The sequence below is a fragment of the Tamlana sp. s12 genome (assembly GCF_016767215.1).
In the GTDB taxonomy this organism is placed as follows: Bacteria; Bacteroidota; Bacteroidia; order Flavobacteriales; family Flavobacteriaceae; genus Pseudotamlana; species Pseudotamlana agarivorans.
The window spans coordinates 3647069-3664682 of record NZ_CP068547.1 but is presented as its reverse complement, the minus strand read 5'-3'; the positions used below and the strand labels follow the sequence as shown (position 1 = coordinate 3664682).

The following is a 17614-nucleotide window of genomic DNA, read 5'->3' as shown; positions in this document are numbered from 1 at the left end:
AAGAGTGTTTTTTTAAGCTACAACGGCCACAACTTCTATCAATTTATCGATAATTTGATCGGCCGAAATACCTTCAGCTCTTCCTTTGTAGCTAATGGCGATACGGTGGCGTAATACATCTTTAATGACACTATGAATATCTTCAGGTGTTACAAAATCACGATTTTCCATCCAGGCATGAACTCGACTACAGCGGTCTAAAGCAATAGTTCCTCTTGGGCTTGCTCCAAAATCAATAAGTTTATCCAATTCGGCATCATATTTTTCAGGGTATCGGCTGGCGGAAATCAAGCTCACCATATATTTTTCCATGTCTTCGGAAACCTTAATTTTTGATATTTCTTTTCTAGCATCAAAAATGACTTGCTGCGGAATGGTTTTTAAAACTTCTTTAGTGGTTTCGGGAGCCGCTTCTCTTTTGTTGAGGCGCATGATTTCTAGTTCTGCATTATCATCTGGATAATCAATAATAGTATGTACTAAAAAACGATCCATTTGAGCCTCAGGTAGGGGGTAAGTCCCTTCCTGTTCTATAGGGTTTTGCGTCGCCATAACCATAAATAGATCTTCCATTTTATAGGTTTTCCCTGAAACGGTGACTTGGCGTTCTTCCATGGCTTCTAATAATGCCGATTGAACTTTCGCTGGCGCTCTGTTAATTTCATCAGCCAAAATTAAATTACTGAAAATAGGGCCTTGTTGAAACATGAATTTTTCAGTTTCATTAGGGAGGTAAATTTCAGTTCCTGTAATGTCCGATGGCAATAAATCGGGTGTGAATTGTATACGGCTTAAACCGCAATCTAAGTTTTTGGATAGCGCGTTTATCGCTCTTGTTTTGGCTAAACCAGGTAATCCTTCTAACAGCATATTACCATCGGCAAGTAAAACTAATATGATGGTGTCAATGAGCTTTGCTTGTCCGATGATTGATTTAGACATTTGTTCTTTTAAAGTGGAAACAGATTCAAATGGCGTCATAAGTATAGTTTTAGTTATTTGTCTCAAAAGGGTAAATCACCTTCCAATCGTTTTTTATATCGATAATAGTCCAGCTATGTTCTTGGGCATAATCTAAACCTTTATCAAAAGTTCCTATATGAGATTCTCTATCGTAAGCCCATTCTCTGTCGGCGTCGGTATGATGTACATAGAGTTGAAAAGATTTATATTTACTAGAAGCCGCGTATTGAAGCATTTGTAAATCACCATCGGAATTTCCAGCTGCAAACACAGGTTTTTTACCAATAAACTTATTAATACCAACAGGTTTTCCTGCTTTATCATCTATAAAATCGATTTGAGGTAATCTCTTTATTTGTGCTTTACCGTCTTCAAACGTAAATTCAGCTTTAACACTACTTCCAATAACTTGATCCTTTGGAATGCCATAGGTTTCTTCGGTCCAAGGTCGCATAAATTCAACACCACCACCAGAAACAATATAGGTTTTGAAGTTATTAGCTCTTAAATAACTTAAGAGTTCAAGCATGGGCTTAAAAATGACTTCATTAAACGGTTTTTTAAAGCGTGGATGCGTTTCATGTGCTAACCAATCTTTTACAAGGTCTTCAAATTCTTCAGCAGTCATACCAGAATGTGAAGTCATAACCAATTCTAAAAGTCCTTTTTCACCTGATGCCATTAAAGCTTTCATGTCGTTTTCTAAAACGGCTTTAAAAGGTTGCTTGTTTTTCCACTCAGGATGTTCTGGTGCCATGGCTTTGATGCGATACATGGCGAAGAAAAGTTGGAAATACATGGGTTGCTCACTCCAAAGGGTGCCGTCGTTATCGAAAGTAGCGATGCGATCGGAGATTGGAATAAAATTAGGGCTTCCACTAGTAATGACGTCTTTGATATAGGATGTAATAGCTTCTTTTGTAGCGCCATCATTCCAAGATGGAAGCGGGTCTGTAATTTCAGTTTCAGGTTTTGGAGCGAGAACGGTCTCTGACTCTTTTTTAGAATTACAGCTTGAAATTACAACTAAAATAAAGGCAAAAAGTAATGTCTGAAGGGTATTTTTATTGTTCATATGGATTAGGATAATTAATTAGGATGAAGATAAAGAAAAAAATGTTTTAAATAAAATTAGACTTCTTTTTAACAACTTTTCTAATTCGGAAGTGTGTGATTAAAGCGAGGAGAAAACGCTAATAAAATGCATAAAAAAAGTCCGATGAAAATATTCAACGGACTAGGTTTTTATAAGTTAGAGTGATTTTTGAATTTAGTCTTCTAAACTTTCCATGATTTTTGGAATTAATTTTTCAGCAGCTTTGTGTGCATCATTAGGGTCTCCAAGGCTGGTTGTCACTACAGCTACCAATTGTTTGTCGGCTGGTTCATCTAAATTATAAGCCACAGTTTCTAAAATATAGTCGGTACTTACTGAAGTCGATGTTGAGGTTGGAATATATCCACCAAACGACCCGTAATACGACCCGTAGGCATAAGGTTGCATGTAGTAGTCATAGAATCCGCCGTAATATCCAGGGTATCCGCCATAGCCCATACCCATATAAATACCGTTTGTCGATTGGGTAACCGTTTGTTTTTTATCCTTAATAACCGTTAAAACTACAGCATTATAGCCTTCGCTATCCATTAAGCTTTTAATAAACGCAACACGCTCTTCACTCATTTCTAATTCTGGGTGTATTTGTGGGGCTTTTGTATAACTTTCGGTGGCTTTAATGCCTTTTGCTCTTAAGGCATTGGCGATTTCCATTTCAAAAGCGATACGTCCCTGATTGTTCGCTGTTCTGCCAATAACCAGTACATTTTTAGTTTTGAAAAGGTCTACGATAGAACCATCGGCTTTCCAAGAATTAACGACTTTGGCTGGTTTACAAGCTTGTACTAAAAATAGAGTCGCAAGGATAAAAGTAAGCGTATTGATTTTTTTCATTAGGTAATAAGTTGTTTTTAATTAATCGGAATATGATTCTAGGTTTTTTTCTGCCAATTCATCAGTAATAAAGGGCAAACTAAGGTGTAAAGATAGGTAATTAGAACGATTAAAAGCTGTGCTAATTTGGTCATTTAAAATATCGGTAAACCCAAAATAATATCTAAGATGAATGTGAAGGCCTTTGCCTTTATGGGCTTTCCCAAGTATGTATCCGATATCCGCCATCATGCCATAGTCAACATCACGAGTATATCCATCGAAATTCTGAGTAAAATCGCCTTCTGATCGTTGAAACTCAGCTCGAGATTTTTGAAGAAAGGAAACTTGAGGTGCTAAACTGAAGCGGTATCTTTTGTTGTTAGTTTGGTAGGAAAAAAATATAGGGACATCAATATAGTCTAGTTTTATTCGTGTTGGGACATCTGTAAAAAGAAGGTCCAATTCTGGGTTTCCAGAATTTAAAGAATAATGGTTTAGAAATAAGTTACGTTTGGCCATGAAGTAGATATTCGGACAAACATACCAGTTGTCGTTTAACTTAATATTACCACCAATACCAAAATTGATACCCATTTTAGATCTGCCGTGATCTTCTAGGTTAGAGTAACTCATAAATGTTCCACCAGCTTCCAGACTTACATTGAAATTTTCGGTGGCTACTTTATCTCCAAAAAGCAGGGCAAATAAAGCTGCTTGAGCGTGTATGGATGTTGATAAAGTAAAAAAAATAAAGCCTAATAGTAATGTTTTTTTCATAATTTAATGTGTAATGCTATACGGGTTCTTGAAGGAATACGATCAAAATAATTTAACTGATTTCTGTAGGTATTAGAAAGCATAAGTTAAGGATATGCTATATCGAAATGAAGGCAATCTAAGGTCTGATTTACGCTTTACCTGACTAAATCGAAAATCGCTTTCTAAAAAATCGAAAAGACTATACTTCTCTAAAGCTTCATTAAAATCATCGTAAAACTCATCGGGTAAATCTTTTTTATTATCTAAAGAAAAGTTGTAAAATCCAGCTCCAGGCCCTGCAATAAGAAAGTCTACAGCAAATCTTTTCGAAATCGGTAGTTTATAACCCACCATGAGTCCTACAGAAGTCACACCTATTTTGGCTTCAAATTCTAGTTCGAAAGTAGTTCCAGAATCGTTAATATAAATACCGTCTAAATCAGAATTAAACCCAGAATATTTAACATAGGCTCCAATGTAAAAGCCAATCATTCCTGTTTGTCTTATGTTGTTTAGGTAGTATCTTCCTTCGGGAACTAATTTAATACCTGAATAGGTTAAATCACTAGTTTTAATCTTTTCTGTGTCTAGGCCTGAAAGTTTTATAAGCCCTTGAGTTCCTTTATATCCAATGCCTAAATCAACAGAGAAATGATCGCTTATTAAGCGTTCGTATTTAAACTGAAAGGTGCCATCAATAAGGTCGGTGGCAACAAAGGCAATTTCATTTGCCTTGACAGGGCGACTTTCTTGTGCGTTACAAATAAGTGAAAAAGCGCTAACGCATAACAGTGTAAAAATATATTTCATAATAATCACGATTTTGAAAGGGTAAATTAAAGATACATCATAAATTATGGAATGGTTAAAATTAGTACATTATTTTGACTTAGGATTGGGAATTACAGGGATAAAGTTTAATAAATTTAGGATGTTAAAAAGTTTGATGTCTTTTTGTTTAAAATAAGTTTTTTAAATTTCTCAATATTGTATCTTTGTAATCTATTACATTTGTTCGTTTCTATGTTATTTGGGGTATTGTTTCACTGCTTTTAGTTTACCAAAAAAACATCATGTTTCGGTTATTTACTTAATAGACAAAAAAATCGCATTTGTAATGTGATTTTATGATTAAATTTTGGACAGAAGGTCTAGGGAAAGATTTCAATCTGATTATTTTTTATACCTTTTCAAACCATTTTTTATGAAGAGGCATTATCAGATTTCTTCATGAAAAGACATTGCAGAAATCGCAGCAATTAACCTTAACATCCTAGAAGGTTTAAAGCCTTAAGACTGTATTTTGTAAATTAATAATAAATAAAAAAAGACCATATGTAACTGTTTCTTTTTTAATTAATTTCAAATTTCACACCTAAATAACATGAATTTAGTAAAAAAATATTGCATATAAATTTTAAATGATTACTTTTGTGTAATCGATTACATAATATTTGATATGAAAAATTACGAGATGAGATACGCTTCAAGTCCTGAAGCCGTTAAAAATTACGACACGAAACAACTTAGAGATGAGTTTTTAATTCAAAATTTATTTAGTCAAGATGAAATCAAATGGGTTTATACCCACTATGATAGATTTATGGTAACTGGAGTTGAGCCTGTAAAGAAGGCTGTTGCATTAGAAACTATCGATCCGCTTAAAGCGTCATTTTTCTTAGAAAGAAGAGAAATGGGGATTATAAATATAGGTGGAGCAGGTACGATTACAGTAGATGGCACCGATTATGATATCGACAATAAGGAAGCGCTTTACCTTGGTCAAGGTAATAAAAGTGTGGTTTTTAAAAGTAACTCTGCTGATGCGCCTGCTAAGTATTATATCAATTCGACACCTGCTCATAAGGCATATCCTAATAAAAAAATCGGAAAAGATGATGTTGAGGTTATCGAGTTAGGTTCGCCAGAAACGGCTAATGCACGTACCCTTAGAAAATATATTGTAAATAGTGTGGTTGATGTTTGTCAGTTACAAATGGGAATGACTTCATTAAAAACGGGAAGTGTTTGGAATACCATTCCATCTCACGTTCATGACAGACGTATGGAGGTTTATTTTTATTTTGAAGTTCCAGAAGATCAGGCGGTATGTCATTTTATGGGTCAGCCTCAAGAAACCAGACATATTTGGATGGCTAACAATGAAGCTGTTATTTCTCCACCATGGTCCATCCACTCTGGGTCTGGAACAAGTAACTATACCTTTATTTGGGGTATGGCAGGTGAAAACCTAGATTATGGCGATATGGATGTGTGTAGTAATAATGAATTAAGATAAAAAATTAACGATATTATGTCTGTAAAATTATTTGATATCACTGGAAAAGTGGCACTGGTAACCGGTGCTAGCCACGGTTTAGGTATGGCTATGGCTAAAGGTTTAGGGCTAGCAGGAGCTACACTAGTCATAAATAACAACACGCCTTCAGCATTGCCTGCAGCTATTGAAGAATATAAAAAATGCGGATTAACCGTTTATGGTTATTCCTTTGATGTGACCAACGAAAGTCAAGTTGTTGAATCTATTAAACAAATTGAAGAGGAGGTAGGTCCCATAGACATCTTAGTTAATAATGCCGGAATTATTAAAAGAACACCTATTATCGATATGGAAGTTTCAGATTTCGAGCAGGTTTTAAAAGTAGATTTAGTAGGGCCTTTCATTATGGCTAAACATGTCGCAAAAGGCATGATTGAAAGAGGTGGCGGAAAAATTATAAATATTTGCTCCATGATGAGTGAACTAGGAAGAACTTCTGTTAGTGCTTATGCAGCGGCTAAAGGTGGTTTAAAAATGCTAACCAGAAGTATGGCCACCGAATGGGCGCGCTTTAATATCCAAACTAACGGGATTGGTCCTGGGTATTTTGCGACTTCTCAAACAGCACCGATACGCGAAGATGGTCATCCTTTTAATGAGTTTATTATTAATAGAACGCCCGCAGCGCGTTGGGGAGATCCTGAAGATTTACAAGGCGCAGCTATATTTTTAAGCTCGAAAGCCAGTGATTTTGTAAATGGCCATATCGTTTATGTGGATGGCGGAATTTTAGCAACCATAGGTAAACCTTCTAACGAAGCATAATACTTTTAAGATATGAGCAAGACATTTATCAATGACAATTTTCTTTTAGAAAATAAATATGCTGAAGAGTTATATCATAATTACTCAAAAAATCAGCCTATTATAGATTACCACAACCATTTACCTCCGCAGCAAATTGCAGAAGATAAAACCTTTGATAACATCACTAATGTTTGGATAAACGGCGACCACTACAAATGGCGCGCGATGCGAACTCTAGGTATCAACGAAAAGTTTATTACTGGTGATGGTTCCGATAAAGACAAGTTTTTAAACTGGGCAAAAACAGTACCTTACACAATGCGTAACCCATTGTATCATTGGACGCATTTAGAATTGGCTAGATATTTTGATATTAACGATTTACTAAGCGAAAAAACGGCCGAAAAAGTTTGGGAACAAACCCAAGCCAAATTAAATTCGGATGGTTATAGCTGTCGCGGTCTACTAAAAAAAGTAAATGCCGAATTGGTTTGTACTACCGAAGATCCCATCGATACTTTAGAGCATCATCAAAAATTAGCTAAAGAAAATTTTGGCGTAAAAGTAAGTACGGCCTTCCGTCCTGATAAAGCGATTTTAATTTCTAACGAAGGTTTTAACGATTATTTAGTAGAACTAGGGAAAGCGGCAAATGTTGCTATCAATACCTTTACAGATTTATGTGATGCCTTAAGAAAACGCATTCAGTTTTTCCATGATAATGGCTGTAGGTTATGTGATCATGGTTTAGATCAAATTTACTATGAAAGCTATACCGAAGCTGAAGTTAATAGCATCCTTCAAAAGCAATTAGCAAATAAAGCAATTACAAATGAGGAGGCTTTAAAGTTTCAAAGTGCCGTATTGGTATATTTATGCGAAACCTATCATGAATTTGGCTGGGTGCAACAATTTCACTTAGGCGCTTTAAGAAATAACAACGCACGTATGCACCGCATTTTAGGTCCGGATACAGGTTGGGATTCGATAGGCGATTATCCTCAAGCTCAAAAACTATCTGCTTTTTTAAACGGTCTAGATAGTAAAAATAAATTAACAAAAACCATTATTTATAACTTAAATCCAGCCGATAACGAAGTTATGGCAACCATGATTGGTAACTTTAACGACGGTAGTGTGCGTGGTAAAGTACAGTTTGGTTCTGGATGGTGGTTTTTAGATCAAAAAGACGGGATGACCAAGCAATTAAATGCCCTTTCTAATATGGGATTAATTAGCTGCTTTGTTGGGATGTTAACCGATTCTAGAAGTTTCTTGTCTTTTCCACGTCATGAGTATTTCCGTCGTATTCTTTGTAATCTTTTAGGAGATGAAATTCAACGCGGCGAACTACCTAATGATATGGAGTGGATTGGAAAAATGGTTTCCGACATCAGTTATAACAATGCGAAAAATTATTTCGACTTTTAAAAATATAATACCAACTAAACTATTAACACCACAAACTACTAGTTATGAATGAAAATGTAAAAACCAAACCTACCAATTATAGATGGACCATTTGCGGACTTCTATTTATGGCGACAACCATAAATTACTTAGACAGGCAAGTCCTTTCGTTAACTTGGAAAGATTTTATTGCGCCAGAATTTCATTGGACCAATAATGATTACGGTAATATTACCGCTTTATTTTCTATTTTCTATGCGGTGTCTTTATTGTTTGCAGGTCGTTTTGTAGACATTATGGATACCAAAAAAGGATTCCTTTGGGCCATTGGCGTATGGTCGGTTGGTGCCTGTTTACATGCCTTCGCAGGCATTGGAACGGCTGGATATATTACAGGAGATTGGTTTTTAGGGTTTGAAGGTGCTAAAGATGTGCTTCATACCGTAGGTGATACAGGCTTAGTGATATCTGTAAGTGTCACGCTATTTATTTTTGCACGTTTTGTATTGGCTTTGGGTGAAGCAGGAAACTTTCCAGCAGCCATTAAGGCTACTGCCGAATTTTTCCCTAAAAAAGACCGTGCTTTTTCAACAAGTATCTTTAACGCAGGAGCTACTGTAGGCGCACTTGCTGCACCTATTACTATTCCGTTTATTGCCGAGGCATACGGTTGGGAAATGGCCTTTATAGCTATTGGAGCCTTAGGTTTTGTATGGATGGGCTTTTGGGTATTTATGTATGAAAAACCAGAAAAGCATTCAAAAGTAAATGCTGCTGAATTAGAATACATTCAACAAGATATTATTGCAGATAGTAAGATTGAAGGTTATGTTCCAGAATCGACTAAAAAAGTGTCTTTAATGGAATGTTTTAAATACAAACAAACCTGGGCGTTTGCCTTTGGTAAATTTATGACCGATGGGGTTTGGTGGTTTTTCTTATTCTGGACACCAGCATATTTAAGCTCGGTTTATGGTATGGATTCTACCGAAGCGGCTTTCCCATTATTTGTTTTATATATGATCACCTTACTGTCAATAATAGGGGGATGGTTGCCAACGTATTTTGTTGATAAAAAAGGCATGAATCCTTACGAAGGACGTATGAAAGCTATGTTAATTTTTGCTTTTTTCCCTTTACTAGCATTAATCGCACAACCTTTAGGGCATTATACCTACTGGATTCCTGTTATCATTATCGGAATTGCAGGAGCTGCACACCAAGCTTGGTCGGCAAATATTTTTACCACAGTAGGCGATATGTTTCCTAAAAAAGCCATTGCTACCGTTACCGGAATTGGTGGTTTAGCTGGCGGATTAGGGTCTACATTTATTAATAAAGGTTCTGGACTTTTATTTGATTTTAGCGAAAACACAAATATGGCATTTATGGGCTTTAAAGGTATCGAGTCTGGATATTTTATTGTCTTTTCAATATGTGCTGTATGTTACTTAATAGGTTGGACGGTTATGAAGGTTTTAGTGCCTAAGTATAGACCCATAACAGACCTATAAACTTTATATGACTTACAACTACCAAATATGATTACTACTAAAAAATTAAATAGAGAAAACCTCGGGTTAGAAGCTAAACTACCCATTAAAATTGTTCAGTTTGGAGAAGGGAACTTCTTAAGAGCCTTTGTAGGCTACGCCATTCAGGAATTAAATAAAAAAGCAGATTTCGGAGCAGGAATAGCCGTTGTTCAACCAATAGATCGTGGTTTAGTTAAAATGCTAAACGATCAAGATGGTTTGTACACTTTGTTTATGAAAGGGGTTAAAAAAGGCAAAGAAATTCAGGATATTGAATTGGTTTCAAATATCGTTAAAGGAGTAGATCCTTATGCGAATTTTAATGATTATTTAAGTCTAGCTAAGGAGGAAGCTTTAGAATTTATCATTTCTAACACCACCGAAGCAGGTATTTCTTATGTAAGTAGCGATACGCCAGAGATGCAGCCACCAAGCTCATTTCCAGCAAAATTAGCCCTGCTTTTACACGAGCGTTTCAAGCATTTTAATGGTGATGCAAGCAAAGGTTTAACGATTATTCCTTGCGAGTTGATTAATCATAATTCTGAAACCTTAAAAGAGATAATTTTACAATACAGTTCAGATTGGAAATTGGGGGACGATTTTAAATCATGGATATTAAAAAACAATGCGTTTCATAGTACTTTGGTAGATCGTATTGTACCAGGCTATCCAAAAGATGAAATTGAAGCGTATAATGCCCAATTGGATTATTCAGATAATTTAATTGTTGCTGCCGAAGCCTTTTTACTATGGGTGATTGAAGGTGGCGATGATTTAAAAGCAAAATTACCTTTTAATAAAACCGATTTAGACGTTAAGATTGTAGACGATATGCAACCTTACCGTACTAGAAAAGTGCGTATTTTAAACGGGGCGCATACGGCTATGGTGCCATTTTCAATTCTTTACGGAAATAAAACCGTAAAACAATCTGTTGATGATGCCTTTACAGGACCGTTTATTCAAAAAGCCGTGTTCAATGAAATTATTGATACGCTGGACATGGATCGTGACGAGTTAAATAGTTTTGCTGATGAGATTTTCGATCGTTTCAGAAATCCGTTTATCATTCATAATCTATCTAGTATTGCCTTAAACACCGTTTCTAAATTTACAGTTCGTGTGTTGCCAAGCTTATTAGGTTATGTTAAGCTTCACAACAAAGTGCCAACGCATTTAACCTTTGCTTTTGCTTCGTTAATTCGTTTTTATAAAGGCACTTTTAACGGCGAGGCTTTACCTGTTCAAGATAGCGAAGATATCGTTGCTCATTTTGCCAAAATTTGGGAGTCTAACGATTATACTGAAATCACAAAGGCTGTTTTAAGTCATGAGGATTATTGGGGAGAAGATTTAACTCAAGTTGAAAATTTAACTGAAGCCATTGCTTTAGCTTTAAAGGAAATCGATACCAATGGTGTAGAAAAAGGCTTTGCTAATTTTAGCAAGTCGTTTTAAGAATTTAAAAGATAACTGTAACAAGTTAATAGGATGCAAAAAAAAATTATAAAAGTAAATAACCCGGATAATGTAGCTGTAGCCCTTGTGAATTTAAAGGCTGGAGAGGTTGTTTCTTTTGAAGGGGAAGACATAAAAATTCTTTCAGATACGAAGTCGAAGCATAAGATTGCTTTACAAAAATTTGAATCTGGAGACCGAATTATTATGTATAGCGTACTTGTTGGTACTGCCAATGGGGTGATTGAAAAGGGTGATGTTTTAACCGTTGATAATGTAAAACATCAAAGCGATAAAGTATTTGGTAAAACAGAATCTTTTTCATGGACCGCACCAAATGTTGAAAAATGGAAGGATAAAACCTTTATGGGGTACCACCGTCCAGATGGCCAAGTTGGCACCGAAAATGTGTGGCTGTTTTTTCCTTTAGTGTTTTGTGAAAACAGAAACATTGAAATTTTAAAAGATATTTTTGAACGCGAACTTTTAAAACAAAAGGTGAATCCGCATCAAATGTTGTTACGTTCACTGGTTAGTGGACACGAGGAAACTGCCGAAACACCAACATCAACTGATGTGTTTGAAAATATAGACGTTAAATTTATAACGCATCCAGGAGGTTGCGGCGGTATTCGTCAAGATTCCGAAATTTTAGCGAAACTATTAGCAGGTTATGTAAATAACCCTAATGTCGCAGGTGCTACGGTTTTAAGTTTAGGCTGTCAGAACCTTCAAATTAGTGTGTTTAAAGAAGCTTTAAATGCGATAAATCCTAATATGGAAAAGCCTGTTTTAATTTACGAGCAGCAGCAAATGGGGACTGTCGATGAGATGTTAACAGCAATCGTTAAGGATTCTTTTGAGGCCATTAAAGAAGCTAATAAGCAAGAACGCCAACCAGCACCAATTTCTAAATTAAAAGTAGGTTTAGAGTGTGGTGGTTCCGACGGATTTTCAGGAATTTCTGCAAATCCAACTTTAGGCGCTGTTTCCGATTTATTAGTCGCGCTTAATGGCACGGCTGTTTTAGCTGAATTTCCTGAGTTATGCGGAGTAGAACAAGAACTGGTAAACCGTTGTGTAGACGAGGAAGATGGCAAGAAGTTTTTACAACTAATGAAAGATTTTGAAAAATCGGTGGTCGATGCAGGCTCTGGATTTGATATGAATCCGTCTCCAGGTAACATTAAAGATGGTTTAATTACCGATGCGATGAAATCTGCTGGGGCTGCTAAAAAAGGTGGTACATCACCTGTAGTAAGCGTTTTAGATTATGGCGAGTATATTAAGGAGCCTGGTTTAAATTTATTATGTACACCAGGAAACGATGTAGAAAGTACGACTGGTTTGGTAGGATCTGGATGTAATGTCGTGTTGTTTACTACGGGATTAGGAACGCCAACAGGAAATCCAATTGCACCAATCATTAAAGTATCATCTAATACAGAGCTTAAAGAAAAAATGCCAGATATTATTGATATAGAAACTGGCGCTGTTATACGTGCTGAGAAATCTATTGATGAAATGGCTGAAGAGATGTTAGATTTTATCATTGAAGTGGCTAGTGGTAGAATACAAACCAAAGCCAAGCTATTAAATCAAAATGATTTTATTCCTTGGAAACGCGGAGTGTCATTATAGTCATAAAAAAATATAAATGAAACATAAAAAAACCAAGATTGAAAAATCTTGGTTTTTTTATTATATCGCTTGATCGTTTTGATTTGGAATGGCTTCTCTTAAAGAGGACTGCCTGATGATTAATTGTGGATCGAGGACCACCTTCTTTTGAGAACGAATATTTTTAGAGTTATTAACTTCCTCTAAAAATACTTCGGCAGCTAATTTACCCATTTCAATAGGGGATTGATCTACGGTTGTAATGGATAGTTCCATGAGCTTCGTAAAGGGTTCATTACTAAATCCGATAACCCCGATGTCTTCAGGAGCTCGTAAACCATGATCCTTAAATTCTTTAATCGCACCTAAGGCAGAGAAGTCACTGGCAGAAAATATGCCGTCAGGAGGATTATCCATTTCTAAAAATATTTTAGCAACTCTTCGCCCTTCTTCAACTTTACTTAATGCTTCTATGACTAAATTTTCGTCAAATTCTAAACCATTATCTATAACCGCTTGCTTATAGCCCAAATACCTGTTGTTAAATATTTGAAGGCGTCTGTCGTTAGATATATGGGCAATACGTTTGTACCCCTGATCAATTAAGTGCTGCGTGGCTTCATAGGCTCCCTTGAAATCGTCTATAGTTACAGAACTCACACCGTTTATGTCTTTCTTTCTATCAAAAAATATTAAAGGAATATTCTCCTTTAAAACACTATTATAAAGATCGTTATTGTCACGTTGAATGTTTGGTATCGACATAAGAATACCGTCAACTTGTAGATTGAGTAAAGAGTTGATGTTACTCGTTTCTATACGTTCATCATCATGAGTCTGACAAATAATAATGTGATACCCTTCAGGGTAGAGGGCTTCTTCGATACCTCTAATCACCGAACCAAAAAAGTTCGTATTAATTCGGGGTACTACAACGCCAACGTTATAACTTTTACCACTTTTTAAGGCCTTTGCAAGTCTGTTCTGCTCATAATTCATTTCTCGAGCAGTCTCCAATACGAGCTTTCTGGTTGCGACACTAATTTTTGGATTGTCATTTAATGCACGAGAAACAGTAGCTGCAGTAATGTCTAATTTCTTGGCAATGTCATAAATTGTGGTTTTTTTCTTCATTAATAAGATGGGTATATCTTCACGTCAAAATTAACTAAAAAAAATGGTTGACCAAATTTAGTTTTAGATGGTAAATTTTTGGCGTAAATGCTTAGTTGGTTATCTAGTTAACTTACAGAACTAAAAGGGAAAAAGCGTTGAATGTATGTTGGTTTTTTATTTTTTCGCCTAAAAATAATTGTAAATTATAATGCAATATAGCATTAAAAGTAATCGATTACAAAAATAAATCAAAATTAGAAGGAAAATACGCTCATTATAATTGTTTTTTATAAATAAAATATGTTAAATGTGAGAATATGAAAGTTTAGTGTCTTTTTATTTATGAATATCATATTTTCATCCTCATAAAAACGGTAAAGAACTCATTGTTTACAAGGTTTCACGTCAGTTTTACTGGCTTTTTGTTAGAGGTTATAATTTCCTAAAAAAGCCGCTATTTTTTTTACAAATCATAAATATATTAACAAAATTTTTAGAAAATATCCGATAATATTTGTTTATCCAACTTTTTTTTATTTGTTTCGTAATCGATTACAAAGTTGTAATTAGAAAACTAAACTTTAACTAAACAATTAATTGAACTATGAAGAGTAAATCTTTATTTCTGAAATGTGCTAAACATTTCGGGGCATTATTTGTGTTTTTATTCCTAAACACCCTTTATGCCCAACAAGGAACCACAGTGACTGGAGTCATAATCGATTCCGAAACGAATACACCCCTACCAGGTGTTAACGTAATTGAAAAAGGTACTAGAAATGGTACCTCTACAGATTTTGATGGAAAATATACGCTAACCGTATCTACTCCAGATGCACATCTTGAATTTTCTTATATAGGTTACAAGACCTTAGATGTTGCTGTTGCAGGACAGTCGAGTATAAAGGTATCTCTGGAACCAGACGCACAATCGCTAAACGAAGTGGTGGTTGTAGGTTACGGAACCGTTAAAAAATCGGATTTAACAGGAGCTATTGCTAGTGTTGATTCTGAAACCATTACTGAAAGAAAGGTAAACAGTCCATTAGAAGGGATTCAAGGATCTGTTCCAGGTGTGAACATTACAAATAACTCTGGCCGTTTAGGTGATGGTTTTACTGTAAACATTAGGGGAGCAAATTCTTATGGTGCAAGTGATCCTTTATTCATTGTTGATGGGGTGCCTACAGATGGTATCGATTTTTTAAACCCACAAGATATTGAAAGAATTGATGTTTTAAAAGATGCGTCTTCTGCCGCGATTTACGGTTCTAGAGGAGCTAACGGTGTTGTAATTGTAACAACTAAAGGTGGTGATTCAGTTAAAGGAGGCGTAAATGTTTCTGTTGAGTCGTCATTTGGTGTGACTCAAGTGGCAAGAATGCCAGATTTTATGTCTGGAGAAGAATGGTGGGCTTATCACCAAGTAGCTTATTTAAATCAGGGAAATCCTATGGGAGATACGCCTGCTATTAATTTAGGGTTTGCTGGAAATAACAGTCCAGAACTTGTTAAAAGAGCCAATGCAGGATATTCTTTCGACTGGGGCGATGAGGTATTGAAAGATGGTTACATGCAAAATAACTATGTGTCGCTTTCGGGAAGAGCTGAAAACGGCTTGTCTTATAATGTTGGTTTAGGTATGCAAAAGGATGAAGGGATTATTGATAGAGAATCTAGCAAAAAATACAACTTTAAAGCGGGGTTAAATCATAAAATTAATGAGAAATTTCTTTTTGGCTTAAACCTTACTATTGCCAATAGAGTAGAGCAATTAGGGAGTGATTTAGCGATGCAAGAAGCCTTACGTTTAAATCCGCTTACGTCACCATGGGCTGTTGATGCTGATGGGAATCAGTTAGAGGGCGAGTTGTTTTATCAACCAGGTAAATTAACATATCCTGATGGATCATGGGCATTTAATAAAACCAGTACGATAAATCCTTTAGTAGAGATTCAAAATACCTCTCAAGAAAGAAAACAATGGGTAACTTTAGGAAACATCTTTTTAGATTATAAGCCTTTAGATTGGTTATCTTTTAGAACCACATTCTCGGCAGGTAGCACGAATTTAAGATTAGGCCGTTATGCGGGTGAGTTTTCTAATGGTGGTGGTACTCAAGGTAATAACGCAAGCATTACAAAAACTGAAAATTTCAACTTTACTTGGGATAATCAGTTTAATATTAACAAAACGTTTAACGACGTACACACGATTAGCTTCTTAGGGCTTCAGAGTTTATACTCTAACCAAACTGAACATTCTTATGCGTATTCAGCCAACCAACCATTCGAAAAAGATTGGTATAACTTAGGTTCTGGTGCACAAGGGTCATTTAATTTAACAGAACTAGATTCGGATGGTAATCCTATATTAGATTATAGAAAAAATACTTTAAGCTCTTATGCAGTACGTTTAAATTATGCATATAAGGATAAATACTTAATTACGGCTTCTAATAGATGGGATGGATCATCGGTGTTAGCTGATGGTAACAAATGGAGCACATTCCCTTCTCTTGCCTTAGGTTGGAAAATTTCAGAAGAAGGTTTCCTAAACACAAGTAGTGTGGTTTCAAACTTAAAATTAAGAGCTAGTATTGGATATACAGGTAATGATAACGTTTCACCATACAGTACTTTAAACGGTATTCCAAACCAAACCTACTACGATTTTAATGGAAACCCTGCAAACGGGTATATTTCAAACCAAGTAGCTAACGTTAATTTAGGTTGGGAAAGAACAAGAGAATTAAACTTTGGTCTTGATTTCGGATTCTTTAACCAACGTATTGAAGGTACATTAGATATTTATGACCGATTATCGGATGACTTAATCTTTCCTCAAAAATTACCTGTTGAATCTGGATCTGGTTTTATCAACAATAACATAGGTTCTCTTAGTAACAAAGGGGTTGAAGTTGGTTTAATTACTAGAAACATCCAAACGAAATTAGTGACTTGGACGACGACGTTTACTTTCACTAAAAATACCAATGCGGTAGAGTCGGCTAACGGACAAAGTGAATTTGATGATCCAGGTAACGGCTTATTTATTGGAGAGCCTTTAAATCCACATTATAATTATGTTTTTGATGGCGTTTGGCAAGACTCTGAAGCTGCAGAAGCTGCTTCTTATGGAATGAAAGAAGGTCAAGCAAGACCTAAAGATCTTAATAATGATGGCGCAATTACCGATGAAGACCGTGCTATTATAGGGACAGAGCAACCAGATTGGACAGGAGGTCTTACTTCTATTTTAAAAGTGGGTAACTTCGATTTCTCTGTGTCGGCAATTACAAGTCAAGGGGTAACTGTATTAAGTAACTTCCACGATAACTTTGCTGATACAGCCGATAGAGGACGTCAAAAATTAGCTTTCGATAGTTACTACGTACCAGCAAACGGTGCAGGGTTACCACAACAATATTCAAACACGAACCCTCGTCCAAGAGGAGAAGGTGATTATTGGTCAACAAACTTTGCTTTCTACAGAGATGCTTCTTTTACAAAAATTAAAAACATCGCCTTGGGTTATACTTTAGGTGATAACATTATACAAAAGCTAAAAATTCAAAGTTTAAGAGTTTATGCTAACGTTTTAGACCCATTTGTATTTACAGATTACGATGGTTGGGATCCAGAATGGGCAGGTGCTAGTTTAGGTACAGGTCGTCCAAGTTCTGTGACATACCAATTAGGAGTAAGTTTAAAACTTTAAAAAAAAAT

The 17614-nt window shown here is 35.7% G+C and carries 13 protein-coding genes; 7 read left to right on the top strand and 6 right to left on the bottom strand.

The features are described from left to right. Positions 1 to 12: 12 nt before the first annotated feature. From JJL45_RS15750 to JJL45_RS15730, 5 genes are all read right to left on the bottom strand, one after another. The gene (locus tag JJL45_RS15750; protein WP_068604919.1) at positions 13 to 981 is read right to left on the bottom strand and encodes an AAA family ATPase; all 969 of its coding nucleotides are present in this window, start codon (positions 979 to 981) and stop codon (positions 13 to 15) included. 10 nt (positions 982 to 991) lie between these two features. Next, positions 992 to 2038, bottom strand: coding sequence for an HAD family hydrolase (locus JJL45_RS15745; protein WP_068604918.1), 1047 nt, complete (start codon positions 2036 to 2038; stop codon positions 992 to 994). A gap of 195 nt (positions 2039 to 2233) precedes the next feature. Beyond that, positions 2234 to 2914 (bottom strand): hypothetical protein, encoded by a 681-nt coding sequence (locus JJL45_RS15740; protein ID WP_068604917.1) that lies wholly within the window; start codon positions 2912 to 2914, stop codon positions 2234 to 2236. Positions 2915 to 2935: 21 nt separating this feature from the next. Further along, a complete protein-coding gene (locus JJL45_RS15735; protein WP_068604916.1) occupies positions 2936 to 3673 on the bottom strand; it encodes a porin family protein in 738 nt (245 codons plus the stop codon). A gap of 72 nt (positions 3674 to 3745) precedes the next feature. Next, a complete protein-coding gene (locus tag JJL45_RS15730) occupies positions 3746 to 4465 on the bottom strand; it encodes a DUF3575 domain-containing protein (protein WP_068604915.1) in 720 nt (239 codons plus the stop codon). A 649-nt stretch (positions 4466 to 5114) separates the two neighbouring features. Here JJL45_RS15730 and kduI point away from each other — a divergent pair. Genes kduI through JJL45_RS15700 form a run of 6 tightly spaced genes read left to right on the top strand, consistent with a single transcriptional unit; the run spans position 5115 to position 12790 of the window. Continuing rightward, complete coding sequence (kduI, locus tag JJL45_RS15725; protein WP_068604914.1) at positions 5115 to 5954, top strand: 5-dehydro-4-deoxy-D-glucuronate isomerase; 840 nt, start codon at positions 5115 to 5117, stop codon at positions 5952 to 5954. Positions 5955 to 5969: 15 nt separating this feature from the next. Further along, positions 5970 to 6761 (top strand): gluconate 5-dehydrogenase, encoded by a 792-nt coding sequence (locus tag JJL45_RS15720; protein ID WP_068604913.1) that lies wholly within the window; start codon positions 5970 to 5972, stop codon positions 6759 to 6761. Positions 6762 to 6773: 12 nt separating this feature from the next. Further along, entirely contained in the window at positions 6774 to 8174 is a 1401-nt protein-coding gene (gene uxaC, locus JJL45_RS15715) for a glucuronate isomerase (RefSeq protein ID WP_068604912.1), read from the top strand. A 44-nt stretch (positions 8175 to 8218) separates the two neighbouring features. Beyond that, entirely contained in the window at positions 8219 to 9667 is a 1449-nt protein-coding gene (locus JJL45_RS15710) for an MFS transporter (RefSeq protein ID WP_068604910.1), read from the top strand. Between the two features lie 27 nt (positions 9668 to 9694). Further along, the gene (locus tag JJL45_RS15705) at positions 9695 to 11149 is read left to right on the top strand and encodes a tagaturonate reductase (RefSeq protein WP_068604908.1); all 1455 of its coding nucleotides are present in this window, start codon (positions 9695 to 9697) and stop codon (positions 11147 to 11149) included. A 33-nt stretch (positions 11150 to 11182) separates the two neighbouring features. Continuing rightward, positions 11183 to 12790: a UxaA family hydrolase gene (locus JJL45_RS15700; RefSeq protein WP_068604907.1), complete on the top strand. Its 1608-nt coding sequence runs from the start codon at positions 11183 to 11185 to the stop codon at positions 12788 to 12790. Between the two features lie 60 nt (positions 12791 to 12850). On the opposite strand, the gene JJL45_RS15695 is transcribed toward JJL45_RS15700, so the two are convergent. After that, positions 12851 to 13903 (bottom strand): LacI family DNA-binding transcriptional regulator, encoded by a 1053-nt coding sequence (locus JJL45_RS15695; RefSeq protein WP_068604899.1) that lies wholly within the window; start codon positions 13901 to 13903, stop codon positions 12851 to 12853. A gap of 586 nt (positions 13904 to 14489) precedes the next feature. Here JJL45_RS15695 and JJL45_RS15690 point away from each other — a divergent pair. Beyond that, complete coding sequence (locus tag JJL45_RS15690; RefSeq protein WP_068604898.1) at positions 14490 to 17606, top strand: SusC/RagA family TonB-linked outer membrane protein; 3117 nt, start codon at positions 14490 to 14492, stop codon at positions 17604 to 17606. Positions 17607 to 17614: the final 8 nt, after the last annotated feature.